The 26,384-nt window shown below is 43.8% G+C and carries 20 protein-coding genes and 1 tRNA gene; 8 read left to right on the top strand and 13 right to left on the bottom strand.

Translation table 11 applies throughout. From position 1 onward, the window contains the following. Nucleotides 1–286: 286 nt before the first annotated feature. The 11 genes from rpoC to deoC form a co-directional block, all read right to left on the bottom strand. A complete protein-coding gene (gene rpoC / locus ACSLBF_RS01455) occupies nt 287–4,468 on the bottom strand; it encodes a DNA-directed RNA polymerase subunit beta' (protein WP_440054855.1) in 4,182 nt (1,393 codons plus the stop codon). 110 nt (nt 4,469–4,578) lie between these two features. Further along, nucleotides 4,579–8,604 carry a DNA-directed RNA polymerase subunit beta gene (gene rpoB / locus ACSLBF_RS01450; RefSeq protein ID WP_440054854.1) on the bottom strand — a complete coding sequence of 1,342 codons (4,026 nt, stop codon included), beginning with the start codon at nt 8,602–8,604 and terminating at the stop codon, nt 4,579–4,581. Nucleotides 8,605–8,878: 274 nt separating this feature from the next. Continuing rightward, the gene (gene rplL / locus ACSLBF_RS01445) at nt 8,879–9,241 is read right to left on the bottom strand and encodes a 50S ribosomal protein L7/L12 (RefSeq protein WP_010376226.1); all 363 of its coding nucleotides are present in this window, start codon (nt 9,239–9,241) and stop codon (nt 8,879–8,881) included. 71 nt (nt 9,242–9,312) lie between these two features. After that, entirely contained in the window at nt 9,313–9,807 is a 495-nt protein-coding gene (gene rplJ, locus ACSLBF_RS01440; protein ID WP_440054853.1) for a 50S ribosomal protein L10, read from the bottom strand. A 334-nt stretch (nt 9,808–10,141) separates the two neighbouring features. Further along, nucleotides 10,142–10,846 carry a 50S ribosomal protein L1 gene (gene rplA, locus ACSLBF_RS01435; protein ID WP_440054852.1) on the bottom strand — a complete coding sequence of 235 codons (705 nt, stop codon included), beginning with the start codon at nt 10,844–10,846 and terminating at the stop codon, nt 10,142–10,144. Between the two features lie 6 nt (nt 10,847–10,852). Further along, a complete protein-coding gene (gene rplK / locus ACSLBF_RS01430) occupies nt 10,853–11,281 on the bottom strand; it encodes a 50S ribosomal protein L11 (protein ID WP_440054851.1) in 429 nt (142 codons plus the stop codon). Nucleotides 11,282–11,448: 167 nt separating this feature from the next. Continuing rightward, the gene (gene nusG / locus ACSLBF_RS01425; protein ID WP_440054850.1) at nt 11,449–12,006 is read right to left on the bottom strand and encodes a transcription termination/antitermination protein NusG; all 558 of its coding nucleotides are present in this window, start codon (nt 12,004–12,006) and stop codon (nt 11,449–11,451) included. 4 nt (nt 12,007–12,010) lie between these two features. Next, the gene (gene secE / locus ACSLBF_RS01420; protein WP_440054849.1) at nt 12,011–12,388 is read right to left on the bottom strand and encodes a preprotein translocase subunit SecE; all 378 of its coding nucleotides are present in this window, start codon (nt 12,386–12,388) and stop codon (nt 12,011–12,013) included. 127 nt (nt 12,389–12,515) lie between these two features. After that, nucleotides 12,516–12,592, bottom strand: a tRNA-Trp gene (locus tag ACSLBF_RS01415). Between the two features lie 105 nt (nt 12,593–12,697). Beyond that, nucleotides 12,698–13,207, bottom strand: a complete 510-nt coding sequence (locus ACSLBF_RS01410) for a hypothetical protein (protein ID WP_440054848.1) — start codon at nt 13,205–13,207, stop codon at nt 12,698–12,700. Continuing rightward, complete coding sequence (deoC, locus tag ACSLBF_RS01405; protein WP_440054847.1) at nt 13,185–13,931, bottom strand: deoxyribose-phosphate aldolase; 747 nt, start codon at nt 13,929–13,931, stop codon at nt 13,185–13,187. Before deoC ends, ACSLBF_RS01410 begins: the two co-directional genes overlap by 23 nt. A gap of 344 nt (nt 13,932–14,275) precedes the next feature. Here deoC and cysG point away from each other — a divergent pair, with 344 nt between their 5' ends. Genes cysG through cysQ form a run of 6 tightly spaced genes read left to right on the top strand, consistent with a single transcriptional unit; the run spans nt 14,276 to nt 21,187 of the window. Further along, entirely contained in the window at nt 14,276–15,697 is a 1,422-nt protein-coding gene (cysG, locus tag ACSLBF_RS01400; protein ID WP_440056180.1) for a siroheme synthase CysG, read from the top strand. Nucleotides 15,698–15,731: 34 nt separating this feature from the next. Beyond that, entirely contained in the window at nt 15,732–16,631 is a 900-nt protein-coding gene (gene cysD, locus ACSLBF_RS01395) for a sulfate adenylyltransferase subunit CysD (protein ID WP_440054846.1), read from the top strand. After that, complete coding sequence (gene cysN / locus ACSLBF_RS01390; protein ID WP_440054845.1) at nt 16,631–18,046, top strand: sulfate adenylyltransferase subunit CysN; 1,416 nt, start codon at nt 16,631–16,633, stop codon at nt 18,044–18,046. Before cysD ends, cysN begins: the two co-directional genes overlap by 1 nt. A 33-nt stretch (nt 18,047–18,079) precedes the next feature. Then, nucleotides 18,080–19,804: an SLC13 family permease gene (locus ACSLBF_RS01385; RefSeq protein ID WP_440056179.1), complete on the top strand. Its 1,725-nt coding sequence runs from the start codon at nt 18,080–18,082 to the stop codon at nt 19,802–19,804. 12 nt (nt 19,805–19,816) lie between these two features. Then, nucleotides 19,817–20,413, top strand: coding sequence for an adenylyl-sulfate kinase (cysC, locus tag ACSLBF_RS01380; protein WP_440054844.1), 597 nt, complete (start codon nt 19,817–19,819; stop codon nt 20,411–20,413). 3 nt (nt 20,414–20,416) lie between these two features. After that, nucleotides 20,417–21,187, top strand: a complete 771-nt coding sequence (gene cysQ, locus ACSLBF_RS01375) for a 3'(2'),5'-bisphosphate nucleotidase CysQ (protein WP_440054843.1) — start codon at nt 20,417–20,419, stop codon at nt 21,185–21,187. On the opposite strand, the gene ACSLBF_RS01370 is transcribed toward cysQ, so the two are convergent. Both ACSLBF_RS01370 and ACSLBF_RS01365 read right to left on the bottom strand, forming a co-directional pair. Next, entirely contained in the window at nt 21,184–22,005 is an 822-nt protein-coding gene (locus ACSLBF_RS01370) for an arylamine N-acetyltransferase family protein (protein WP_440054842.1), read from the bottom strand. The two genes, cysQ and ACSLBF_RS01370, sit on opposite strands and share 4 nt — an antisense overlap. Before the next feature lie 85 nt (nt 22,006–22,090). Further along, a complete protein-coding gene (locus tag ACSLBF_RS01365) occupies nt 22,091–22,753 on the bottom strand; it encodes a hypothetical protein (RefSeq protein WP_440054841.1) in 663 nt (220 codons plus the stop codon). Between the two features lie 174 nt (nt 22,754–22,927). Between ACSLBF_RS01365 and ACSLBF_RS01360 the strand changes: the two genes are divergently transcribed. Then, a complete protein-coding gene (locus ACSLBF_RS01360) occupies nt 22,928–23,296 on the top strand; it encodes an RNA-binding S4 domain-containing protein (RefSeq protein WP_440054840.1) in 369 nt (122 codons plus the stop codon). 185 nt (nt 23,297–23,481) lie between these two features. Beyond that, the gene (gene acnA / locus ACSLBF_RS01355; protein ID WP_440054839.1) at nt 23,482–26,217 is read left to right on the top strand and encodes an aconitate hydratase AcnA; all 2,736 of its coding nucleotides are present in this window, start codon (nt 23,482–23,484) and stop codon (nt 26,215–26,217) included. The last annotated feature ends 167 nt before the right edge of the window (nt 26,218–26,384 follow it).

The raw sequence follows: 26,384 nt of genomic DNA, 5'->3' as shown, positions 1-26,384 counted from the left end.
TTTTAATGACCAAAGTTTAACCTGTCAACCAAAAGTCACCTAAATAGCGTTTTATTCGGTGTTTTCACGTCCAGTTGGCTCAAAACTCAGGACTGGCAAAAACCATTCTTGAAATTTCCCCAACTAGTATACAGTTGATTGTTAAGGTTTTATTGCAGTTAGAAAGTTGATATATGCTGATTTACGTTAGGGCGCTGTATATTATACAGGTAGAGCTAAATAAAAAACCGCCAAAACGTCATGCCTTGGCGGTTTTACATAGATTATTGCACTAGATAGCGAGATATTACTCTTCGCCACCTAGTAGGTCTGCGTTTAGTGCATCTGTTAGTGCTTGAGTTGCCTCTTCCGCACTTACTGTTTGCTCTTCAACAGGCAATTCACCTTGCTTACGACGGTTGATGCGATCTTGGTGATAAGCAAAACCAGTACCCGCAGGGATCAAACGACCCACGATTACGTTTTCTTTCAGACCACGAAGCTCATCACTCTTACCGTTTACAGCCGCTTCAGTTAGAACACGTGTTGTTTCTTGGAACGATGCTGCTGAGATAAATGACTCAGTCGCAAGAGACGCTTTAGTAATACCCATCAGCTGAATTTCAAACTTAGCTGGGATCTTACCTTGCATTTCTAGCTCACGGTTTGAGATGTTCACTCGTGCAACTTCCGCTTGCTCACCAGCTAGGAACTCACTGTCACCACCATCAAGAATGATACACTTACGTAGCATTTGACGAACGATAGTCTCAATGTGCTTATCGTTAATCTTTACACCCTGTAAGCGGTAAACTTCCTGAACTTCATTGGTAATGTAGTTAGAAACGTCTGTTACACCACGTAAACGAAGGATATCGTGTGGAGACTCTGGACCATCAGCGATAACTTCACCTTTAGCCACTTGCTCACCTTCGAACACGTTAAGCTGACGCCATTTCGGGATCATCTCTTCGTATGCATCACCTTGTTCAGGTGTGATAACCAAGCGTTTCTTACCTTTGGTTTCTTTACCAAAGCTAACTGTACCTGTGATCTCTGCAAGAATTGCTGGATCTTTTGGCTTACGCGCTTCGAATAGATCTGCTACGCGCGGTAGACCACCCGTGATATCACGAGTCTTCGAACCTTCTTGCGGAATACGCGCAAGTACAGAACCAGGTAGTACTTTTGCTCCATCAGTTACTTCAATTGTAGTAAATGAAGGTAGGCGAATTTCCTGCAGACCACGCTCTTCGTTTTCGATGATTAGCTTAGGCTCTTTCGCATTAACCTTAGCTAGGTCTTTAACAACCACACGTGTTAGACCAGTTAGGTCATCCGTCTGTGCTTCTGTATTCGAATCATCAATATCACTGAACGACACTTTAGATTCGTGTTCAATGATGATTGGGTGACTATGCGGATCCCACGTTGCAACAATGTCGTTACCTTTAACTTCTGCACCGTCTTGAACTGTTAATACGGCACCGTAAGGTACTTTATAACGTTCTTTTTCACGACCGTGCTCGTCGATCACTGTAATTTCAGTAGAACGAGAAGTGATTACGATTTTGCCTTCAGAGTTCAATACAAACTTGGCGTTGTGTAGCTTCATGCTACCGTTAGTTTTAACTTGAACGCTATTTTCTGCTGATGCTCTTGATGCCGCACCACCGATGTGGAACGTACGCATCGTAAGCTGTGTACCCGGCTCACCGATTGACTGTGCCGCGATAACACCAACTGCTTCACCAGGGTTGATGATATGGCCACGAGCAAGGTCACGACCATAACAGTGTGCACACACACCGAAATCGTTTTGACAGGTGATTACTGAACGTACTTTTACTTCGTCCACTGAGTGTTCTTCAAGAAGGTCACACAGTTTCTCATCAAGCATTACGTTACGCTCAACTAGCACTTCATTGGTATTTGGAATAACAACGTCTTCAGCAACAACACGACCTAATACACGCTCGCGTAATGGCTCAACAACATCACCACCTTCAATTAGTGGCTTCATGACTAGGCCTTCTTCAGTACCACAGTCAGATTCGTTGATCACTAAGTCTTGTGCAACGTCTACTAGACGACGAGTTAGGTAACCCGAGTTTGCTGTCTTAAGTGCCGTATCCGCTAGACCCTTACGAGCACCGTGCGTTGAGATAAAGTACTGTAGTACGTTTAGACCTTCACGGAAGTTCGCAGTGATCGGTGTTTCGATGATTGAGCCATCTGGACGTGCCATTAGACCACGCATACCAGCTAGCTGACGGATCTGAGCGGCACTACCACGAGCACCAGAGTCGGCCATCATAAACACTGAATTAAATGACGGTTGCTCTTCTTCGTTACCTTCAGCGTTGGTAACCGTTTCTTTCGAAAGGTTCGCCATCATCTCACGAGATAGGTTTTCGTTAACACGAGACCAGATATCGATAACTTTGTTGTACTTTTCACCCGCAGTTACAAGACCTGACTGGAACTGTTGGTTGATCTCAGCAACTTCCGCTTCCGCACGCTCGATGATTTCACCTTTAGTTGGTGGGATTTCCAGATCGTTAATACCGATAGAAACACCTGATTTCATCGCGTAATGGAAACCGGTATACATCACTTGGTCAGCAAACACGACGGTGTCTTTCAGACCTAGACGACGATAACACTCGTTAAGTAAGCCTGAAATTTGCTTTTTGCCCAATGGTCTGTTGATAAGCTCAAACGGTAAGCCTTCAGGTGTATTTAATGAAAGAATCGCACGACCAACCGTGGTATCAACTAGGTTAGTTACTGTTGAGCGCTCACGCGTCTCTTCGTCAATAACCACTTCTGTGATACGTACTTTAACGCGAGCATGAAGTTCTGCAGCACCTACACGGTAAGCTTTCTCAGCTTCTTTAGCATCTTTAAATACAGTACCCTCGCCTTTGCCGTTGATACGGTCACGAGTCATGTAGTAAAGACCAAGTACAACGTCCTGTGAAGGTACGATGATTGGTTCGCCGTTAGCTGGTGCAAGGATGTTGTTGGTTGACATCATCAGCGCACGCGCTTCAAGCTGTGCTTCCAATGTTAACGGTACGTGTACCGCCATTTGGTCACCATCGAAGTCGGCGTTGTATGCCGCACACACCAATGGGTGTAGGTGAATCGCTTTACCTTCGATAAGTACAGGTTCAAATGCTTGGATACCAAGACGGTGAAGTGTTGGTGCACGGTTCAGAAGAACTGGGTGCTCACGGATAACTTCGTCTAGTACGTCCCAAACCTCTGGCACTTCACGCTCAACCATCTTTTTCGCAGCTTTGATGGTTGTTGCCATACCACGGCGCTCAAGCTTACCGTAGATAAATGGCTTGAATAGCTCAAGTGCCATCTTCTTAGGAAGACCACACTGGTGCAGTTTAAGCGTAGGACCAACGGTAATTACAGAACGGCCTGAGTAGTCAACACGCTTACCTAGAAGGTTTTGACGGAAACGACCTTGCTTACCTTTGATCATGTCTGCAAGCGACTTAAGTGGACGCTTGTTAGAACCAGTGATTGCACGACCACGACGACCGTTATCAAGTAGCGCATCTACCGCTTCTTGTAACATACGCTTTTCGTTACGTACGATGATGTCTGGTGCAGCTAAGTCTAGTAGACGCTTCAAACGGTTATTACGGTTAATAACACGACGGTATAAGTCGTTCAGATCAGACGTCGCAAAACGGCCACCATCTAGTGGTACTAGAGGACGTAGATCAGGTGGAAGAACCGGAAGCACACTCATGATCATCCACTCAGGATTGTTACCTGATTGGTGGAAAGATTCCATTAGCTTAAGACGCTTAGTGATCTTTTTACGCTTAGTTTCAGAGTTGATCGTAGGTAGCTCTTCACGCATTTCTGCGATTAACTGAGCAAGATCTAGGTCACGAAGTAGTTCAAGTACAGCTTCTGCACCCATCTTCGCTTCAAACTCGTCACCGTGCTCTTCAAGTGCATCTAAGTAGTCTTCTTCAGAAAGCAGTTGACCACGCTCAAGCGTTGTCATACCAGGTTCTGTTACTACAAATGATTCAAAGTAAAGTACACGTTCAATATCACGTAACGTCATGTCTAGCATCAAGCCAATACGAGACGGTAGTGATTTTAAGAACCAAATATGTGCAACTGGGCTAGCCAGTTCGATGTGACCCATACGGTCACGACGTACTTTTGTCAGTGTAACTTCAACGCCACACTTCTCACAGATAACACCACGGTGCTTCAAGCGCTTGTATTTACCACACAAACACTCGTAATCTTTTACTGGGCCGAAAATACGGGCACAGAATAAGCCATCACGCTCAGGCTTGAAAGTACGATAGTTGATTGTCTCAGGTTTCTTTACCTCACCGTAAGACCATGAACGCACCATGTCTGGTGAAGCAAGACCAATGCGAATTGCATCGAATTCTTCGGTCTTATTTTGTTGCTTCAGAAACTTAAGTAAGTCTTTCACCTTAGCTCTCCTGTCGGAGGTTAATCTTGAGGGCAAGCTTTGCTCGCCCCTACATTCTTTTCAGTCCGGTTGCTGGGTAAGCAACGCCGCAGCAAACTGCGGCGGTCGGATTAACTTTCTTCCAACTCGATGTTGATACCTAGCGAGCGGATTTCTTTCAACAATACGTTGAACGACTCTGGCATACCCGGTTCCATCTTGTGGTTACCGTCAACGATGTTCTTATACATCTTGGTACGACCGTTTACGTCATCCGACTTCACTGTCAACATTTCTTGAAGTGTGTAGGCAGCACCGTATGCTTCTAGTGCCCATACCTCCATCTCACCGAAACGCTGACCACCGAACTGTGCCTTACCACCCAGCGGCTGCTGAGTAACTAGGCTATAAGAACCAGTTGAACGCGCGTGCATCTTGTCATCAACCAAGTGGTTAAGTTTCAACATGTACATGTAACCAACCGTTACTTTACGTTCAAATGCATCACCAGTACGACCATCATAAAGCGTGATCTGACCGCTTGATGGATAACCACCTAGCTCTAGAAGCTCTTTGATTTCGCTTTCTTTCGCGCCGTCAAACGCAGGTGTTGCAATGGGTAGACCCCCTTTCAGGTTTTCAGCTAGGCGACGAATTTCGTCGTCAGAGAAGCTTGCAATGTCTACTTTCTGGCGGCAGTCTCCTACCTCGTAAGCTTTCTTGATGAAATCACGCATTTCGTGAAGTTCACGCTGCTCTTTCATCATTTCTTCAATACGCTCACCAATACCACGTGCAGCAAGACCCATGTGAGTTTCTAGGATCTGACCGATGTTCATACGCGAAGGTACACCCAACGGGTTCAATACGATGTCAACAGTACGACCTTTGTCATCGTAAGGCATATCTTCAACAGGCACGATAGTAGAGATTACACCCTTGTTACCGTGACGACCCGCCATCTTATCACCAGGCTGGATACGACGTTTAACCGCTAGGTATACTTTTACAATCTTAAGTACGCCAGGTGCTAGGTCGTCACCTTGAGTGATCTTACGACGTTTGTTTTCAAACTTTTTGTCGTATTCAGCTTTAAGCTCATCGTATTGTGCAGCAAGTTGCTCAAGCTCAGCTTGGTGCTCTTCATCAGCAAGGCTTTGTGTAAGTAGCTTTTCAGCGTTAAGGCCGGCTAGCTTGTCTTCACTTACGCCCGCTTTAATAAGCAAGTTACGAGCGTGAGCTACGATACCGCCTTCAAGGATTCTAAACTCTTCATTGAAGTCTTTCTTCGCTTCACGAAGCTGCATATCTTCAACTTCAAGTGCACGCTTGTCTTTTTCAACACCATCACGCGTAAATACTTGAACATCGATAACGGTACCAGAAACTGAATTTGGAACACGTAACGAGCTGTCTTTAACATCTGATGCTTTTTCACCGAAAATAGCGCGCAATAGCTTTTCTTCAGGCGTTAGCTGAGTTTCACCTTTAGGTGTTACTTTACCTACAAGGATGTCACCGCCTTTAACTTCAGCACCGATGTATACAACGCCTGATTCATCCAGTTTACCTAGAGCAGATTCACCAACGTTTGGAATATCCGCAGTAATTTCTTCTGGACCAAGCTTAGTATCACGAGCGATACACTGAAGCTCTTGGATGTGGATAGTCGTTAGACGATCTTCTTGTACAACTCGTTCTGAAAGTAGGATTGAATCCTCAAAGTTGTAACCATTCCAAGGCATAAACGCAACGCGTAAGTTCTGACCAAGAGCGAGATCACCCAAGTCCGTTGATGGACCATCAGCAAGTACGTCACCACGGACTACTGGTTCACCAACCATACAAGTTGGTTTTTGGTTGATACAAGTATTTTGGTTTGAACGTGTGTACTTCGTTAAGTTATAGATGTCGATACCCGCTTCACCAGGGATACGTTCTTCTTCATTAACGTTAACAACGATTCGGCTCGCATCAGCATACTTAACTACACCGCCACGCTTAGCTACGATTGTTACACCCGAGTCTTTTGCAAGTGTACGCTCGATACCTGTACCAACTAGCGGCTTATCTGCGCGTAGTGTAGGTACTGCTTGACGTTGCATGTTCGATCCCATTAGTGCACGGTTAGCATCGTCGTGCTCTAGGAATGGAATTAGCGCTGCTGCCACAGAGATAACCTGCTGTGGTGATACATCCATATATTGAATGCTGTCGCTTAGCATAAAGGTTGATTCGCCTTTATAACGACATGGAATTAGTTCTTCAGCAAATTGGTTGTCATCAGTTAACGTAGTGTTCGCCTGTGCGATAACGAACTGACCTTCTTCAATAGCTGAAAGGTAATCAACATCGTCTGTTACCACACCATCAACAACTTTACGATATGGTGTTTCTAAGAAACCATAGTCGTTAGTACGTGCATAGGTAGACAATGAGTTAATAAGACCGATGTTTGGACCTTCAGGTGTTTCGATTGGACAAACTCGACCATAGTGTGTTACGTGTACGTCACGTACTTCGAAGCCCGCACGCTCACGCGTTAGACCACCCGGACCTAATGCAGAAATACGACGCTTATGCGTTACTTCTGACAGCGGGTTGTTCTGGTCCATAAACTGAGACAGCTGTGAAGAACCAAAGAATTCTTTAACTGCAGCAGAAATAGGCTTAGCGTTGATCAAATCCTGTGGCATTACGTTGTCTAGATCACCAAGACTTAGACGCTCACGTACAGCACGTTCAACACGTACTAAACCGACACGGAATTGGTTTTCAGCCATTTCACCTACTGAACGAATACGACGGTTACCTAGGTGATCGATATCATCAACATCACCTTTACCGTTACGGATATCGATCAATACTTTCATTACTGAAACGATATCTTCTTTACTTAGCGTACCCGGACCTTCGTCTGAATCATAGCCAACACGGCTATTGAACTTCATACGACCAACAGTTGACAGGTCATAGCGTTCTTCAGAGAAGAATAGGTTATCAAATAATGCTTCTGCCGCTTCTTTTGTTGGTGGCTCACCAGGACGCATCATGCGGTAGATTTCTACCAATGCTTCTAAGCGGTTACTTGTAGAGTCAATACGTACAGTTTCTGACATGTACGCACCACTATCAACTTCGTTGATATACAAGGTATCGATCTTAGTGTGACCCGCTTTAACAAGCTCAGCCATCAATTCTAGTGAAAGCTCAGTGTTTGCTTCAGCAATGATTTCGCCTGTAGATGCATCTATGTAATCTTTAGCCACAACACGACCGATGATGTACTCATGTGGTACCTCAAGCGTATCGATGCCTTGCTTTTCGATGCTCTTAATATGACGAGCAGTAATACGGCGACCTTGCTCAACTAATACCTCACCACTTGCATCTTTAATATCAAATGCAGCAGTTTCACCACGTAAACGTGACGGTACTAATTGCATCAACACTTTGCCATCTTTCACTTCAAATGAAGTAGTTTCGAAGAATAGTGCAAGAATCTCTTCAGTTGAGAACTCTAACGCACGCAAAATGATTGACGCAGGTAATTTACGACGACGGTCAATACGTACGTAAAGGTTATCTTTAACGTCGAATTCAAAGTCTAGCCATGAACCACGGTAAGGGATCACTCGGGCGTTATACAATACTTTACCTGATGAGTGAGATTTACCACGGTCGTTATCAAAGAATACACCAGGTGAACGGTGTAGCTGAGAAACGATAACACGCTCAGTACCATTGATTACAAAAGTACCGGTGTCTGTCATGAGCGGAATTTCGCCCATGTAAACTTCTTGCTCTTTTATGTCTTTTACTGTGCCTGGCGCATCTTTGTCCATAAGCACAAGACGTAGTTTTACGCGAAGTGGAGCAGAATAAGTCACACCGCGAATTTGACATTCTTTTACGTCAAACACTGGTTCGCCAATACGATAACTTACGTATTGAAGCTCAGAATTACCCGAGTAACTCTTGATAGGGAATACAGAGCGGAAAGCAGCTTCCAACCCGGTATCGCCATCAGCGTCAGGCATAATGAACTTATCGAACGATTCCAACTGCATTTGCAGTAGGAAAGGTATATCCAAAACCTGTGGACGTTTACCAAAATCCTTACGGATACGTTTCTTTTCAGAATAAGAGTAAGCCATGGGGTTCCTCAGCTTGCTGATCTTTGACCCAACCTGTTCATCAATAGGAACAGACTTCACTGGCATCTAAGCCATGATAACAACATTTAGATTGTTACTCTAAATGCCATTTCTATTTTCAACAAAATCAAATTAACCTATTGAAAATAAAAGTGAAATTTAGAGATTTTAAGCGCAATAGGAATGCATCGCTCTATAGCGCAAAAGGGCCGGTGATTAAATAATCACCAGCCCTTGCCTGATTTCTCAGGCAGCGAACCTAGCGGGTGCTAGATTACTTGATCTCAACTTGAGCACCAGCTTCTTCAAGATCTTTCTTAAGTGCTTCAGCTTCTTCCTTAGATACACCTTCTTTGATAGGTGCAGGAGCAGACTCTACTAGAGCCTTAGCTTCTTTAAGGCCTAGACCTGTTGCGCCACGTACCGCTTTGATTGCAGCAACTTTGTTACCGCCAGCAGCAGCTAGGATTACGTCGAACTCAGTCTTCTCTTCAGCAGCTTCAGCTGGACCAGCAGCAACAACAGCAGCTGCTGCAGTTACGCCGAACTTCTCTTCCATTGCTTCAACTAGTTCAACAACTTCCATTACTGACATTTCAGCAATAGCGTCAAGGATTTGGTCTTTAGTTACAGACATTGCAAATTTCCTAATTATTTACGAACCCATGAGGTTCAAAAAAGTGATTCGAGAAAGTGAATAGCGTGCTATTAAGCAGCTTCTTCAGCCTTCTTAACGCGGATAGCTTCAATTGTTTTACACAATTTACCAGCAGCCGCTTCTTTCATAGCGCTCATTAAGCGTGCAACAGCTTCGTCGTAAGTAGGTAGCTTAGCAAGCATATCTACATCAACAACTTTACCTTCGAATGCAGCAGTTTTAAGCTCAAATGCTTCGTTCTTTTTCGCGAAATCTGCAAAGATACGCGCAGCAGCACCTGGGTGCTCTGAAGAGAAAGCGATAAGGCTTGGACCAACTAGTGATTCGTTTAGACATTCATAATCAGTGCCTTCTACAGCGCGTTTAGCTAGGGTGTTACGAACTACTTTCATCCATACACCAGCTTCACGAGCTTCTTTACGAAGAGCAGTGATAGCGTCTACTGTTACACCACGAGAATCTGCAACAACTGCAGATAGAGCACCTTTGGCAGCTTCGTTGACTTCAGCAACAATTGCTTTTTTGTCTTGAAGGTTTAAAGCCATGGGTGTTACTCCTGGTTTGTTGGGAAGTACTTCCCAGTTCTACTCTACTCCACTCACGTGGAGCTGCTTTTTACGGCGAGAACCAGAAGATTAGGAAAAATCTAGCTGGGATTCACACCGTCTACGTAGGAAAAATTAAGCAAAAGCAAGCTCTTGCACCTACGGTCTTGGACGGAAACGCAATTTATCGATTCATTGTAGACCAATAAGATAAACAATTTTCGAAATTATGCGCTTCAACCCGAATTCTTTCTTTGTAAAGAAGAACACTTCTCTACAAAATGGCGCAAAATTATAGTCTAATTTTTACGCCATGTAAATGCTATTCTCTAAATTATACTACTTGAGTATTTAGAGTAGCTTGATCAACAGCAACACCAGCACCCATTGTGGTAGAGATGCTTACTTTCTTCACGAAAGTACCTTTCGCTGTAGAAGGTTTAGCTTTCTTAAGCGCAACGATTAACGCTTCAAGGTTCTCTTGAAGTTGGTTAGCGTCGAAGCTTACTTTACCAATAGTTGTGTGGATGATGCCGTTCTTGTCGTTACGGTAACGAACCTGACCAGCTTTAGCATTTTTAACAGCTTCTGCAACGTTAGGCGTTACAGTACCTGTTTTTGGGTTAGGCATAAGACCACGTGGACCTAGGATTTGACCTAGTTGACCAACAACGCGCATTGCATCCGGAGAAGCAACAACAACGTCAAAGTTCATTTCGCCTTTTTTAACTTGCTCTGCAAGGTCTTCCATACCTACTAAATCAGCACCAGCTTCTTTAGCAGCTTCTGCGTTAGCACCTTGAGTGAAAACAGCAACGCGAACATCACGACCAGTACCGTGAGGTAGTACAGTTGCACCACGTACGTTTTGGTCTGATTTACGAGCGTCGATGCCTAGGTTTACAGCAACGTCAACACTTTCAACGAACTTAGCAGTAGCTAGTTCTTTTAGAAGAGCAACAGCTTCATTGATTTCGTACTCTTTTGTCGCATCCACTTTTTCGCGGATAGTACGCATACGCTTTGTTAATTTAGCCATTCTCAATTACTCCTCTACGTTCAAGCCCATTGCACGTGCAGAACCTGCGATCGTGCGTACAGCTGCATCCATATCAGCAGCAGTTAGATCTGGACGTTTTGTCTCAACGATCTCTTCAAGCTGAGCACGTGTAACTGTACCAACTTTCTCAGTGTTAGGACGACCAGAACCAGACTTGATACCAGCAGCTTTCTTAAGTAGGAAAGAAGCGGGTGGAGTTTTCATTTCAAAAGTGAATGAACGGTCACTGTAAACAGAAATGATTACAGGAACCGGTGCACCTTTCTCGATAGACTCTGTACGTGCGTTGAACGCTTTACAGAATTCCATGATGTTTACACCGTGTTGACCTAGTGCAGGACCTACTGGAGGACTAGGGTTAGCCATACCAGCAGCAACTTGTAGCTTGATTAGAGCTTCAACTTTCTTAGCCATGATAATACCTCATTTGTGGGTCTTAGCCTTGTGCGCGCGAGGACGCGTACTCAAGCGGCTTCCCAATTAATAATTCAATCTTTTTGTAGCTGAGTTTCAGCATATACAAAAAGGCCGCTGATTATAGATTAATCAGCGGCCTTTGACAACTCTAAACTATAAAGAGTTTACTTATCTTGCTCAACCTGACCAAATTCAAGGTCAACTGGCGTAGAACGACCGAAGATAAGTACCGATACCTTCAAGCGACTTTTTTCATAATCAACTTCTTCAACCACACCGCTGAAATCAGCAAATGGACCATCAGTCACTCGGACTACTTCACCAGGTTCGAACAACGTTGCTGGCTTAGGTGCTTCTGCATTTTCTTGCAGACGGTTAAGAATGCGGTCAGCTTCTTTCTTGCTAATTGGTGCAGGTCTGTCAGATGTACCACCAACGAAACCCATCACACGAGGCGTACTATTCACCAAGTGCCAAGAGGCATCGTTCATTACCATTTCAACAAGCACATACCCTGGGAAGAATTTACGTTCAGATTTACGTTTCTGACCGGCACGCATTTCTACCACTTCTTCCGTCGGTACTAGTATTTCACCGAAGTACTCTTCTAAACCTTCAATTTTGATATGTTCAATGATGGTTTGAGCTACGCGCTTTTCAAAACCTGAAAATGCTTGAATTACGTACCAGCGTAATTTCTTTTCTTTATTCTCATCCGACATGGGATCAGATCTCCAATCCAGTTAAAAAGCCAACAACGCGGAATAATATGCCATCTAATCCCCATAGGATCAGAGCCATGATCACAGTTGCAATCATCACGATAAAGGTTGTGTGAGTAGTTTCTTGACGCGTAGGCCAAACTACTTTACGTACTTCGATACGAGATTCTTTAGCAAACGCAATAAACGTACGGCCTTTTTCAGTCGTGGCTAGGATACCGAACGACACAGCCACTGCGGCAACTACACCAACAGCACGTATTAAAACAGATAAATCGGCGTATAGATAATTACCAACAACCGCTCCTGTAAGCAGAGTGATAGCGACCAGCCACTTTACCGTGTCCATCGAGCTTGACGAGTTTTCAACATTAGTGCTCATAACAATTTTACCTTAAATACAGACACAACAACCCCGCATATAACAGGGTAAATCCATTCAATCCAAATTTACAAATAAGCGACTTTTACCGGGTCACGTTATTTTAAATGCAGACTGGCTAGTGAATTGGCAGGGGCGGCAGGACTCGAACCCGCAACCATCGGTTTTGGAGACCGCTGTTCTACCAATTGGAACTACGCCCCTGCAAAGTGGATGCCCATTATACTGACGAAGAAAACGAAAACAAGAGTAAAAGATATGCAAATGCATATTTCAGGCTTACAAATTCGCTAACCCAGCTCACACTGTTTAAAATAAGCGCAAAAGCCCACCTTCATGGAAGTCGCACAGCAGCCAAATTTGTTCAAAAGGATGTTCATCTGGTTCGCTCCAGACCGACTTTAGTTTGGTAAAATCATATAAGTGATAAAGCGGACTAGCATTACGGATCAGTAACCAAACGCGCTCAGATTGATAACGCTTTTTTGCCTTTTGATTTAGCAGTCTTTGCAAACCGACTTTTAATTGGTCTTTGTCTGGCGCCCACGCCATTTCAGCCAATTCATGCTGCAAGTGCAATCCGAGCTCTCTTCCGAGTACAGCCATGGCTTCTGTTTCGCTGGCATAAAAATGTGCGACTTCTATATCTAGTTGTTCATTACCTTGGTAACAGCTTACATCAGGGCGGTTCGGTTCATTATGCCAAATATGTCGCATTGGCGTGCCAAACTCTTGCTCATACTGACGCAAGAATAGCTTAACCGCGTCATGTTCCAAGGCAATTTTTTCTATTTCACTAGTTCTCAGTTCTTTGCTCATAAATATCTTTCAATAACCCTGAAGCACCAAATCTAAAATGTGATGCATTAATCCATTCACTACCCATGATATGTTCCGTAAGTTGTAAATACTGTAGTGCCTGTGTAACAGTTTTGACACCTCCCGCAGCTTTAAAGCCACAGTTTGAGTTTAACTGCTTTATTGTATTAAGCATCACTTCGGTTGCTGCTAATGTAGCATTGACGGGAACTTTTCCGGTACTCGTTTTAACAAAATCGGCCCCGGCCAAAATCGCGACTTCGGTTGCTTTAGCAATAAGTTCTTGCTCTGCTAACACACCACTCTCAATAATCACTTTCAGCTTCGCTTTACCAGCACATTCTCGTTTAGATGAAAACACATATTGCCAAGGAGTATCTGGATCACCAGCTTGGATGTGCTGGTAAGGCATCACGAGATCTATTTCATCGGCGCCATCACTAATTGCTTGCTCAGTTTGCTTGAGTACTTCGGTTAATGGCATAGAACCGGAAGGAAAATTTGTTACCGTTGCCACACTTACGGCCTGCAATCCTTTTTCTAACAAGTACTGTTTTGCTAATTTCACAAACTGTGGATAAACGCAGATAGCTGCTGGCAACCCCAATGAAGGGACGATGCTATCAATGAGATCATAGATGGACTTATGCGTATCCGAATCATTCAGCGAGGTTAGATCCACCAAAGCTAAAATCTTTGCTGCGGGGGCTGTTAATGCCGTCATCTTAATTGCCTTTATTTCCTTTTATCTTTGTACTTAGCCAGTTAACGCGAATACGAAAAAGCCTCACAGGACATAAGTCCGGTCTAACTACCCCACATGTTCATCACTTATTATAATTCATAACCAAACACTATAAATACTGCAACTCTCTTAGCTCCGCTAAGCAACTGATTGTTTATGCAGAACTAACTAGAGTTTAGCGCCCTCTTATAACCTTTGGTTATATAATTTCGGTTTTAATTATTTTTTCTACTGAACACACCTCTATATGCTGCCAGCATCGAATGAATGACTTTATTATTGACGGTAAAGTCATCGTAGTAATAGCGAACCAAGAGGTGCACGTGCAGTACTTACCTATATTCACCAAACTAGATAACAAACCCGTTTTAGTCGTGGGTGGAGGTGATGTTGCCCTGCGTAAATGCGCAGCACTTCTTAAAGCTCGAGCTAAAGTCACTTTAGTCGCACCCGAATTTTGTCAACAACTCATTGAGCTAGCTGAACAACAGCAAGTGAACTTAATCGAAAGTACTTTTAATGAGGCCCATTTAGTCAATCAAATGCTGGTGATTGCTGCTACAGATATTGATGCGGTTAACGCACAAGTCGCGGAATTAGCTGAAGCAAACAATATTTTTGTTAATGTGGTAGACGATCAGCCTAAATGTAGTTTTATTTTTCCCTCTATTGTTGATAGAAACCCTATCACGATCGCTATCTCTAGCGCTGGCACGGCACCTGTATTGGCAAGAAGACTGCGAGAAAAATTAGAAACGTTAATACCTCAGCATATTGGCCCGCTTGCAGAACTAGTTGGTAAATTTCGCAGTAATGTAAAAGCACGCTTTCAGCATTTTGCCGACCGACGTCAGTTTTGGGAGAAAGTGTTTGACTCCAATGTGGTCAGTGAAGTGCAAAAAGGCCGTCTCGCAGACGCCGAACAACAACTACACGAAATGTTATCCGATACCGCTACTCCTCGCGGCGAAGTTTACGTAGTCGGTGCAGGCCCTGGTGACCCAGAGCTATTGACCTTGAAAGCCTTGCAATTAATGCAGCAGGCCGATGTTGTTGTCTATGATTACCTAGTTTCAGAAGAAATCATGGAGTTAGTCCGTCGAGATGCCGATCTTATCTGTGTTGGTAAAAAGGCAGGCCATCATAGTGTACAACAGGAAGAAACCAACCGTATGCTAGTTGAACTTGCCAACCAGGGTAAAAAAGTATGCCGTATCAAGGGGGGAGACCCGTTTATTTATGGCCGTGGCGGAGAAGAAGTGCAAGTGCTTGCAGAGCACGGTATCGCATATCAAATCGTGCCAGGAATTACCGCAGCAGCAGGCTGTAGCGCCTATGCTGGTATTCCATTGACACACCGAGATCATGCTCAAGCAATCCAATTTGTTACAGGCCACTGTAAAAAAGAAGGTCAAGAACTAGATTGGGCGTCTTTGGCAAAGCCAAATCAAACGCTTGCTGTATATATGGGTGTCATTAAATCTCCACATATACAGTCACAGTTATTAACACATGGTAGAGCGCCAGAAACACCCGTGGCTATCGTAGAGAATGGTACTAGACAAAATCAACGAGTGGTAACAACAACCTTGCAAAGGCTTGCAGATACCATCGCTGAACACGATATTCGTTCTCCAGCACTATTAATTATTGGCGAAGTCGCCGCTTTACATCAGCAATTAGCGTGGTTTGGTACATCTGAGCAAGTTAGTAGTTATGCTCAGCCAATCACAGCAGTCGCTTGAATAAAGAATGACAATCTTAAAGTAGGAACTAACCATGGCTTTAACACACCTCCAGCAGTTAGAAGCTGAGAGTATCAAGATAATGAGAGAGGTTGCCGCTGAATTTGACAACCCCGTCATGCTTTACTCAATTGGTAAAGATTCATCGGTACTGTTACACCTTGCACGCAAGGCATTTTTCCCAGCGAAAATTCCATTTCCACTACTTCATGTCGACACCGACTGGAAATTCAGAGAAATGATAGAGTTTCGCGACCGCCTAGCCAAAGAATATAACTTTGACCTGATTGTGCACAAAAACCCAGAAGGTATTGCCATGGGAATTGGGCCATTTACCCACGGCTCAGCAAAACATACTGATGTAATGAAGACCCAGGGGTTAAAGCAAGCATTAGATAAGTACGGCTTTGACGCTGCTTTTGGCGGGGCTAGACGTGACGAAGAAAAATCACGTGCAAAAGAGCGTGTCTATTCGTTCCGTGACAAGCATCATCGCTGGGACCCAAAAAATCAGCGTCCAGAGCTTTGGAATACCTATAACGGCCAAGTAAATCCAGGCGAAAGCATCCGTGTATTCCCGCTTTCTAACTGGACTGAGTTAGATATTTGGCAGTATATCTATCAGGAAAACATTGAAATCGTGCCTTTATATCTTTCCAAACCTCGCCCGGTTGTTGAACGCAATGGTACCTTGATCATGGTTGATGATGACAGAATGCCGTTAGAGGATGGAGAAGTACCACAAATGAAGTCTGTACGCTTTAGAACATTGGGCTGTTATCCACTGACAGGCGCGGTAGAGTCAGAAGCAGATACCTTAACTGGGATCATTGAGGAAATGTTGTTATCGACTTCCTCAGAACGAGAAGGCCGAGTGATCGACCATGATTCAGCCGGATCAATGGAAAAGAAAAAGCGTGAGGGGTATTTCTAATGTCAACTGCGAATGAAGTAAGAGAACTAGGCATTGACGCTTACTTGAGCCGTCAACAAGGTAAAAGCTTATTACGCTTAATGACTTGCGGTAGTGTGGACGATGGTAAATCAACTCTGATCGGTCGCCTGCTGCATGACAGTCATCAAATTTATGAAGACCAACTCGCTGCGCTACACAAAGACAATGAAAAAGTAGGTAATGCTGGTGAAGAGCTCGATCTCGCACTACTAGTAGATGGTCTGCAAGCAGAACGTGAGCAAGGCATTACTATCGACGTTGCCTATCGTTACTTTTCGACTGCAAAACGCAAATTTATTATCGCCGATACACCAGGACACGAACAGTACACTCGTAACATGGTGACTGGCGCTTCAACCAGTGATCTTGCCATCATTTTGGTCGATGCACGTTACGGTGTGCAGGTGCAAACAAAACGCCACAGCTTTATCTGTGACTCGTTAGGCATTCAACAATTTGTCGTTGCTATCAACAAAATGGATATTGTCGATTTTGATGAAGCGGTGTATGAAAAGATCAAAGCAGATTATTTGAAATTTGCAGAGCAATTAAACGTTAAAGATATTCGTTTTGTACCGATGTCTGCATTGAAAGGTGATAATGTAGTAAATCGTTCAGAACATACACCTTATTACACCGATAAACCATTATTAGAGCTGCTAGAAGATTCACCAGCAGCGGAAGCAAATCACCGTTTTGAAGCGCGTTTACCTGTGCAATACGTGGTGCGTCCGAATCTTGACTTCAGAGGCTTTCAAGGCACATTGAGCTCGGGAAGCTTAGCTGTCGGCGATGCTGTAAAAGTGCTGCCTTCTGGCAAGCAGTCAAGCATCAAGGAAATCGTGACATTTGACGGTAATCTCGCTCAAGCAGAGACTGGCCAAGCAATTACCCTCACCTTGAATGATGAAGTTGATGTGAGCCGAGGTGATGTCATTGTATCAGCAGATTCAACGGCTCAGGTTACTAACCAAATCACCGCAAAGCTAGTATGGATGCATGAAGAGCCGCTACAGCTCGGAAAAAGCTATAACTTTAAACTTGGTAGCAAAAACACCGCTGCGATTGTCACGCGCATTGATCACACAATTGATGTGAACACCTTGCAACATGGTTCAGCTGACTCGCTACAGTTAAATGAAATTGCTATTGTGACCATCGAACTGACTGAAAGCATCGTTGCTGATGTATATCGCGATAACCGTGAGACGGGTGCGTTTATTCTTATCGATAGAATAAGCAATCTGACCATTGGTGCAGGTATGATAGAAACTGTACAGCCGGCCAGTTACAATAAGCCTAGTCAATTCAGTGACTTCGAAGTAGAGTTTAATGCCTTGGTACGCAAACACTTCCCTCATTGGCAAGCTGTTGATATTACCAAGCTTAAATAGTAATCACATGCCTGTTAATGGGAGCATGACATGATACTGGAACAAGTCATTTTAACAGGCATAATGCTGGCGTTAGTGCTGTGTCTTTTTGGCACTCGCATTAACCCTGCTTGGCTCTTTAGTGGTGCAATTGCGAGCAGCTACCTGACTGGACTCATTGATCTGGAAAGTATGCTGGTGAACTTTGCTAATCCATCGCTGATCACTCTGGTATTACTGATTTTATCGTCCATTGCCATAGAAAAAACCACGCTAGTACAAAAGCTAGCGCAATCTATGGCGAATGGCAGTCTTGCTAAAGCGGTGCTCAAACTTGGTCTGTCGACTGCGTTTCTCTCATCGTTTACCAATAATACTGCGGTGGTGGCATCGCTAATCAGTACAGTAAAAGAAAGCAAAACACATGCTCCTTCGAAATTGTTATTGCCACTGTCCTACACTGCAATTTTGGGTGGAACACTCACACTGATTGGGACCTCAACTAACCTGATCGTGAATGGTTTTGCCATCGACGCAGGTATGACCCCGTTAGGCTTTTTCGATTTCACACTTGTGGGAATTGCAGTACTTACTGTCGGTTTGCTAACCATTATTTTGATGTTGCGTTACTTACCAGACAACGGCCGAAATGATGACGAAGTCGTCCCGTTCTATTTAGAAGGTCGAGTAGAAGCGGCTTCTCGTTTGGTTGGCAGAACGGTTGAAGAAAACGGCCTACGTGAATTAAAGGACCTATTTCTTGCCGAGATTATTCGTGGTGAAAGACGTATTTGTGCAGTGACCCCACAACAAGAAATTCAAGCCGGTGATCTGCTATTGTTTGTTGGCAACATCAACTCGGTACCATTACTGCAGCGTTTCGATGGTCTCAAGATTGTTCATGATAAACACGAAAAAGACGTCGAGCATCTGGTTGAAGTAGTGGTTAGTCAATCATCGCGCTTCCTTGGGAAAACCATTAAAGAAATTCGTTTTAGAGAACAGTTTCACGCTGCCATTATTGCGGTTAGGCGTGGCCACGACCGTCTACAAGGTGGTATAGGTCAGGTCCGTTTACAGGCAGGTGATTCACTAATTTTGGCACCAAGTAGCGATTTTTATGAGCTTCCTAACTTGAAGCGAGAGTTTGTTTATATTTCGGGTGTTGATCTACAAACACATCTGAGCAAGCCTCGCTCTAACGCGGTGCTTGCTAGCTTTGCTACAGTCATTGCTCTGAGTCTGTTTGATATCGTCCCTTTAGTAAAAGGCTTAATGGTATTGCTGCTTGCGTTCGTCCTAATGGGGACGGTGAAAGTCAACGAGATGAAACGCCGTTTCCCGATTGAGTTAGTCGCTATTGTCGGAAGTGCAATTGGACTAGCAAAATTGATGATTAACACCGGCCTTGCCAGCCAAATTTCAGAAAGCCTATTGTGGGCGCTTGGCGACTTTGGACCGTATGGCGCCTTCATCGCTATTTTTATTATGACGGTAATATTTACAGAGTTGATCACCAATAACGCTGCTGCTGCATTATCATTTCCGGTTGCCTATGCCCTAGCTGCAGGTTTTGGTGTCAACCCTCTGCCCTTCGTTATGGCCGTTGCGTTTGGCGCATCCGCAAGCTTTATTTCGCCCTTTGGCTATCAAACTAACTTGATGGTATACAGTGCTGGCAACTATAGAATTAAAGATTATGTGACTATGGGGTTGCCTTTGTCACTCATTTATTCGTGTACCGTATTGATCACCATTCCATTTGTTTTTCCGTTTTAGTGAGACGTTTTCATGGACCAAAATATTGTCTGGCATAATTATGCCGTAGAAAAATCAAATCGTACCGAGCAAAAAGGCCATAAGCCTTGTGTACTCTGGTTTACGGGCTTTTCTGGTTCAGGAAAAAGTACCGTCGCGAACGCACTTGAAAGAGCGCTATTTTCTCAAGGCGTGCATACCTATTTATTGGATGGTGATAACGTCAGACATGGTCTTTGTAAAGATCTTGGCTTTAGTGATGAAGACCGAGTAGAAAACATCCGTCGGGTGGGTGAACTAAGCAAGCTGATGGTGGATGCTGGACTAATCGTATTAACTGCGTTTATTTCACCATTTCAGGCTGAGCGCGATATGGTTCGCAACTTAGTCGAAGACGGGGAATTTATAGAAGTGTTCTTAAATACACCACTAGATATATGTGAACAACGCGATCCAAAAGGTTTGTACAAAAAAGCCAGAGCGGGGGAAATAAAGCACTTCACTGGAATTGATTCAGCATACGAGCCCCCCATTAACCCAGAAATATGTTTAAATACTTCAGAGCAGTCGCTGGATGATTCTGTTCAACAGCTTCTACAATATCTCAAGTCTAAAAACATAATAGGGTAAGTTATGAACCATACCGATCTGCTAGAAGAAGTACTGAATTTAAGTATCCAAGCTGGTGATGCAATTATGGAAATCTATGCCAAAGATTTCAGCGTCGAATATAAAGAAGACGAAAGCCCAGTAACAGAAGCAGATCTGGCCGCGCACAAGATAATCGTCGCAGGACTTAAGCAGCTCACTCCAGACCTACCAATCTTAAGCGAAGAAAGTGCGTCAATTGACTGGCGTGAACGACAGCTATGGCAACAGTATTGGCTGGTTGATCCTATCGATGGCACCAAAGAGTTCATTAAGAAAAATGGCGAATTTACAGTAAACATCGCGCTTATCGACAGAGGCGAACCGATACTAGGTGTAGTACATGCTCCAGCAATCAACGAAAGCTACTTAGCTGAAAAAAGCATCGGTGCGTTTAAACAATGTGGAGAAGCCCGCATTGAACTTAAGGTCACTAAAAAAGCCAATACGGGCTTAATCAAAGTGGTGGGCTCTCGATCACACCCTTCACCAGATCTTGCCCAATTCCTTGAGCAGTTTGATGAGACTGAAATGGTGCCAAAAGGCAGCTCGTTGAAACTTTGTTTGGTTGCAGAAGGCAAAGCAGATATCTACCCGCGCCTTGGACCAACTTCGGAGTGGGATACTGGCGCAGGTCATGCAGTCGCCAGTATTGCAGGAGCCACGGTTAGTCAACTTGATGGTTCTCCGCTGCTTTATAATACAAAAGCCGAATATCTCAACCCCTACTTTATTGTATCAAGATTAGAGAGCTAGCTTGGCTTGTTTAAAGCACGTGTGATGACTTTATCATAGGTGCTTTTTAGTTTTTCTTCGTTAATATCCAACCAAAATATATCACGCACCAAAGTTTGCAGATGCGCAAAGTCTGTAATTGCTTGTTCTGTACATGTCCCCTTTGATTCATCCCACACAAAGTACTTTTGGTTGCGGAGCAAAAAACGCTGCTGAGCGTCAATTCGAGAAACTACTAAGTTATTTACAAACGAAGCTTCCGGATGTTGATGGGAATAAAAATGCGCGACTTCGCAATCGCCTTCAAATATTTCACTCAGCTCAACTTGGTACAATTGTACTGGTGTTTCATTTGCTTCTTGCAAGATGATCTTCACGATATCCTGTTCACGTTCAATACGATAGCTGTTGCTACCTTCAGACGCACAACTCAGATCAATATCCAAGGGGATCCTCGGCGACTTTACACCAAACCCGACATCAACTAGATACTGACGATCCTCTAAAGTAAGTAAAGTCATACGGTGGGTTCTGGGATTGGTCATAGTGCCGTTAAGGGTGACTCTTGCCAATACTGGACGGACGTTAAACCCGAGCTGCTGCAAGGCTAAATAGGCTATCTTATTATGTTCAAAACAATAGCCCCCTTGCTTATCTACAATGACCCGTTTAAATAGCGCATCTTGTTCTAACGACAATTGCTCAGCTTGCATCGCATTGATGCTAGAAAATGCGTATTTGGCTAAATGATTGCGTTGCAACGCACTAACTAAGTCCAGGCCTTGCTTAGCAGGTAATTCTAAACTTTTTATGTAGTTTTCAATGGTTGTTGTTTCCATGGTGAGGTCCTTTTATCTGTAATCTCGGTAAGGTAAAACCTCAACTGCACTTTAGATCAAGGAATAAATCCTACTGATTATAAATTCATTCGGCCAAAATAACCTGTAAATCGCAATTCATAATACTAACAGGCTTTTTAAAGGAATCGATCCTCGTGTATCGCTTTGCTGGCTTTGGGCCAAAAAACGTATTCACCATTTCATCTGACTGCTCATAAGCTTGCCGATATGGATATTTATTTCCTTCTTCATACCAAAAAAGCGTCAAATAGCCCATTTCAAATTGCCAAGTGCCATGCTGATTTGAGTCGATAAGTTGCCACTTTCCCGAAGGCTTAAATGTTATTTTCAACTCATCGCTGTCACAGTTATCTGCAAATAACACTTCAGGTAGTTGCTGAGCTTGACGATTTTGTACCAAGTACAAGCCTATATTTCCCGGTGTGTACCGGTGGTTTTCTTTATTGAAAGGCTCGATTTCGACGTATTTAAAGCCAAGTGAAGCAACTATTTCTTTCAAGTCATAAACTTGTTTACTTTCTAGTTCAAGAGGATGGACATTGAGATGTGCACCGTCGTAGCGCTCTGGGACTGGCAAATCTGTAAAGTGATAATTGATGCCACGAGCTTCCAGCTCATTAATGAGTTGTTGCTTTGAATCTGGCTTTAGCCCTACTTCATAAATATGGATTGTATTTTTGCTACACCCAGACAAAATCAACGCCATTATAATTAATAACGCTCTCATTTAACTCCCTCTCTTTTAAGCAATTATTAAAGCGTATGTACACTAGCATGAGGTCAAATAGACAACAATAACTACCTATTCATTAATAATACCATTCGCTTGCTATTAAAAATGTTGCGTCATTTTTCCTTAGATTTTTATATACTGTGCTCATTACCGTTGAGGAGTCCACAAATGCAAGATGAGTATATTGAAATTGAACTGGAAGAAGAGCCGATTGAGTTATGCAATTTACTTAAGATACTCAATCTTGCTGAAACTGGCGGACATGCCAAACTGCTCATCAATGAAGGCTACGTTGGGCTAAACAACGAAATCTGTACGCAAAAACGTAAAAAAATATACGCTGGTGACACCATCTACTTTGATGGCGATACATTTTTGCTAACGCTTGCTGAAGGTGTTACACCGACGCCAAGAAAAGCAGCAACGCCAAAACCTGCGCAAGTGAATGCCAAAGCCTCAGCTAAGAAAAATAAAAAAGACAAGCACGCTTCACAAGTCGATAAAAACACAGGTAGAAAGCCCATTTCTTTTGGCTAAGCTTAGCAAGCAGGTGAGTGCGATTTGTGGTTTATCTAGCGCATTCTCCTGCCATTCTTCCTTTACCCTTGAAAAAGCTACCTCGCGTCATCAGGTCTACACTTAGTTCTACTACTAATTAGAATTTCATTGGCTATAGCGGATCTGTATAGCTCAGGTTTCACGATGATAAGGAAGGCAACTCTATGAAAAACTCATTCAACACCCTAACGTCACTACAAGCTGGAGAACAATGCTTTTCAATTTATTCTTTACAGTCGTTAGGAGACAAAGCACAAAGATTACCTTTCGTGCTGAAAGTACTGCTGGAAAATCTTCTTCGACACGAAGATGGGGAAAACGTCAAAAAAGCAGATATTGAAGCATTACTGAATTGGCAAGCAAGCGAAGCCCCCAGTAAAGAGATAGCTTTCACACCTGCTCGAGTGGTGATGCAAGACTTTACTGGTGTCCCCGCAATTGTGGATCTGGCTGCAATGCGCGATGCCATGGCTCAACTAGGCGGAGATCCAAGTAAAATCAACCCCCTGTCGCCTGCGGAGATGGTGATAGATCATTCGGTGCAAGTAGACGAATACGGACACGCCGGTGCATTTGATCTAAATGCAAAAATAGAATATCAACGCAATCAAGAGCGCTACGAATTTTTACGCTGGGGTCAAACTGCTTTTGATAACCTGAAAATTGTACCGCCTGCAACAGGCATAGTGCATCAGGTTAATTTAGAATACCTTGCTAGAGTGGTATTTGAGCAATCCGCAGATAAAGGTACTTTCGCCTATCCAGATACGCTAGTCGGAACCGACTCTCATACTACGATGATCAACGCGCTTGGTATACTCGGCTGGGGGGTCGGAGGTATCGAAGCTGAAGCCGCTATGCTAGGCCAACCTATCTCTTTACTTATTCCACAAGTGGTCGGCGTAAAACTCGAAGGACAATTATCTGAAGGCGCAACAGCAACAGATTTAGTGCTCACTATTACAGAAATGCTGCGAAAACATGGTGTAGTCGGTAAGTTTGTTGAGTTTTTCGGCGATGGCTTAGCTGAGTTAACTTTGGCAGACCGAGCAACTATCGCCAATATGGCTCCTGAATACGGTGCTACCTGCGGAATTTTCCCAATCGACGAAGAAACGCTAGCTTACTTACGACTGACCAACCGAGATGAAAAAAAGCTTAACCTCATAGAGCAATATGCTAAGCATCAAGGCATGTGGCGCTATCCGGGTGATGCACCAAATTATAGTGAAGTACTCTCACTCGACCTCAATACTGTGGTACCCAGTCTTGCAGGCCCTAAACGGCCACAAGATCGAATACCATTAACCGCAGCAAAAGCAACTATTGAATCCTATCTAAAAGCGCTGCAACAAGAGCGCAGTCAAGCGAATACTCGATCCGATTTAGAAGAAGCCAGAAATGTGGATGAAGGTGGCACATCTCGTGTAAACCAACAAGAGCCCGTAACCTTAGGAACCGGAAAGTTCGACCACAATGGTGAACAAATCGAGTTGTCAGACGGTGCTTGCGTAATTGCAGCAATTACCAGTTGTACCAATACATCAAACCCAAACGTAATACTAGCTGCGGGATTAATGGCCAAAAAAGCCATTGCGCTGGGACTGAAATCTAAACCTTGGGTAAAAACCTCATTGGCACCAGGCTCTAAAGCGGTGACAGACTATTTATCTCAAGCTGACTTATTAACCCCTCTTGCTGAACTTGGCTTTAACCTTGTTGGCTATGGTTGTACAACCTGTATCGGTAATTCGGGCCCATTGCCAAAAGAGATTAGCGATGCTGTTGTCAATCATCAGCTGATCGTCAGCTCTGTGCTATCGGGAAACCGCAATTTTGAGGGGCGGATCCACCAAGACGTTAAAATGAACTTCCTCGCCTCACCTCCGCTGGTTGTCGCGTATGCACTGGCGGGTCGAACCAATATTGACTTTTATCAAGACCCCATTAGCGTTAACGCACAGGGACAGCCCGTATATCTCAAAGATATTTGGCCTTCTTCTGAGGAAATAAACGCCCTCGTCTCACGCGTCGTGACCAAAAGCATGTTTTCCAAAAACTACGCTGATGTATACCTAGGTGATCAAAATTGGCAACAAATACAAGTAGACAAAGATAAACTGTATCACTGGAAAAATGACTCAACTTACATACGTAAGGCTCCATTTTTTGATGATATAAGTCTTGAACCACCCGGTATTCCCACTATCACAGCGGCACGATGTTTAGCCAAACTAGCTGATTCGGTAACCACCGATCACATATCTCCGGCTGGAAATATCAAAGCTTCTGCACCTGCAGGTGAATATCTGCAAGCACAGGGTGTACAAGTTAATGACTTCAACTCCTATGGCTCTCGAAGGGGAAATCACGAAGTAATGGTGCGAGGCACATTCGCCAATATTCGACTAAAAAACTTGCTCGCCCCCGGTACCGAAGGTGGTGTAACACGATACTTACCTGATGGTGAGCTGATGAGTATTTTCGAGGCGGCCATGCGATATCAACAAGAAGGGACTCCGCTAATCGTGCTTGCAGGCGAAGAATACGGCACCGGTTCCTCAAGAGACTGGGCGGCAAAGGGCTCTCTTCTGCTTGGGGTCAAAGCCGTTATTGCGCAAAGCTTTGAGCGTATTCATCGTTCTAACTTAATTGGGATGGGTATATTGCCACTGCAATTTCAAAAAAATCAAAGCTATCAATCACTTCATTTAACCGCAGAGGAGCAATATGATATTGCTTCTATTAGCGAAGGGGCTGCTCAAACGGAAGTAACTGCTACCGACGAGCAAGGGAAACAAACAAAATTTACCGTGGATATTCGTATAGATACCCCAAAAGAGTGGCAATATTATCAACATGGTGGAATCCTACCGTATGTCCTAAGGGGCATGTTATAAAATAGGGACTCTCACTACAGAGAAGTGAACGAATTATAAAGTGATCCCTAATTTGTAATGAGCAAGATGACTCACAGTCGTCTTGCTCTTTCCTTAATCAATATTTTCCCTATTCATTGAATTAGACGTAATATCGTCTTTAAATCAAAAATGCACAGAGGTTAGTA

This window comes from Pseudoalteromonas sp. T1lg65, assembly GCF_051930985.1.
Lineage (GTDB): Bacteria > Pseudomonadota > Gammaproteobacteria > Enterobacterales > Alteromonadaceae > Pseudoalteromonas.
Note: the sequence above shows the minus strand (reverse complement) of the source record. Positions and strands in the feature narration are given on the sequence as shown.

Bases quoted from the DNA above. Each gene is read 5' to 3' on its own strand.
- rpoB (WP_440054854.1), bottom strand. From the start codon at position 8,604: ATGGCTTACTCTTATTCTGAAAAGAAACGTATCCGTAAGGATTTTGGT.
- rplL (WP_010376226.1), bottom strand. From the start codon at position 9,241: ATGTCTGTAACTAAAGACCAAATCCTTGACGCTATTGCTGAAATGTCA.
- rplJ (WP_440054853.1), bottom strand. From the start codon at position 9,807: ATGGCTTTAAACCTTCAAGACAAAAAAGCAATTGTTGCTGAAGTCAAC.
- rplA (WP_440054852.1), bottom strand. From the start codon at position 10,846: ATGGCTAAATTAACAAAGCGTATGCGTACTATCCGCGAAAAAGTGGAT.
- rplK (WP_440054851.1), bottom strand. From the start codon at position 11,281: ATGGCTAAGAAAGTTGAAGCTCTAATCAAGCTACAAGTTGCTGCTGGT.
- nusG (WP_440054850.1), bottom strand. From the start codon at position 12,006: ATGTCGGATGAGAATAAAGAAAAGAAATTACGCTGGTACGTAATTCAA.
- secE (WP_440054849.1), bottom strand. From the start codon at position 12,388: ATGAGCACTAATGTTGAAAACTCGTCAAGCTCGATGGACACGGTAAAG.
- ACSLBF_RS01410 (WP_440054848.1), bottom strand. From the start codon at position 13,207: ATGAGCAAAGAACTGAGAACTAGTGAAATAGAAAAAATTGCCTTGGAA.
- deoC (WP_440054847.1), bottom strand. From the start codon at position 13,931: ATGACGGCATTAACAGCCCCCGCAGCAAAGATTTTAGCTTTGGTGGAT.
- cysD (WP_440054846.1), top strand. From the start codon at position 15,732: ATGGCTTTAACACACCTCCAGCAGTTAGAAGCTGAGAGTATCAAGATA.
- cysN (WP_440054845.1), top strand. From the start codon at position 16,631: ATGTCAACTGCGAATGAAGTAAGAGAACTAGGCATTGACGCTTACTTG.
- cysC (WP_440054844.1), top strand. From the start codon at position 19,817: ATGGACCAAAATATTGTCTGGCATAATTATGCCGTAGAAAAATCAAAT.
- cysQ (WP_440054843.1), top strand. From the start codon at position 20,417: ATGAACCATACCGATCTGCTAGAAGAAGTACTGAATTTAAGTATCCAA.
- ACSLBF_RS01370 (WP_440054842.1), bottom strand. From the start codon at position 22,005: ATGGAAACAACAACCATTGAAAACTACATAAAAAGTTTAGAATTACCT.
- ACSLBF_RS01365 (WP_440054841.1), bottom strand. From the start codon at position 22,753: ATGAGAGCGTTATTAATTATAATGGCGTTGATTTTGTCTGGGTGTAGC.
- ACSLBF_RS01360 (WP_440054840.1), top strand. From the start codon at position 22,928: ATGCAAGATGAGTATATTGAAATTGAACTGGAAGAAGAGCCGATTGAG.
- acnA (WP_440054839.1), top strand. From the start codon at position 23,482: ATGAAAAACTCATTCAACACCCTAACGTCACTACAAGCTGGAGAACAA.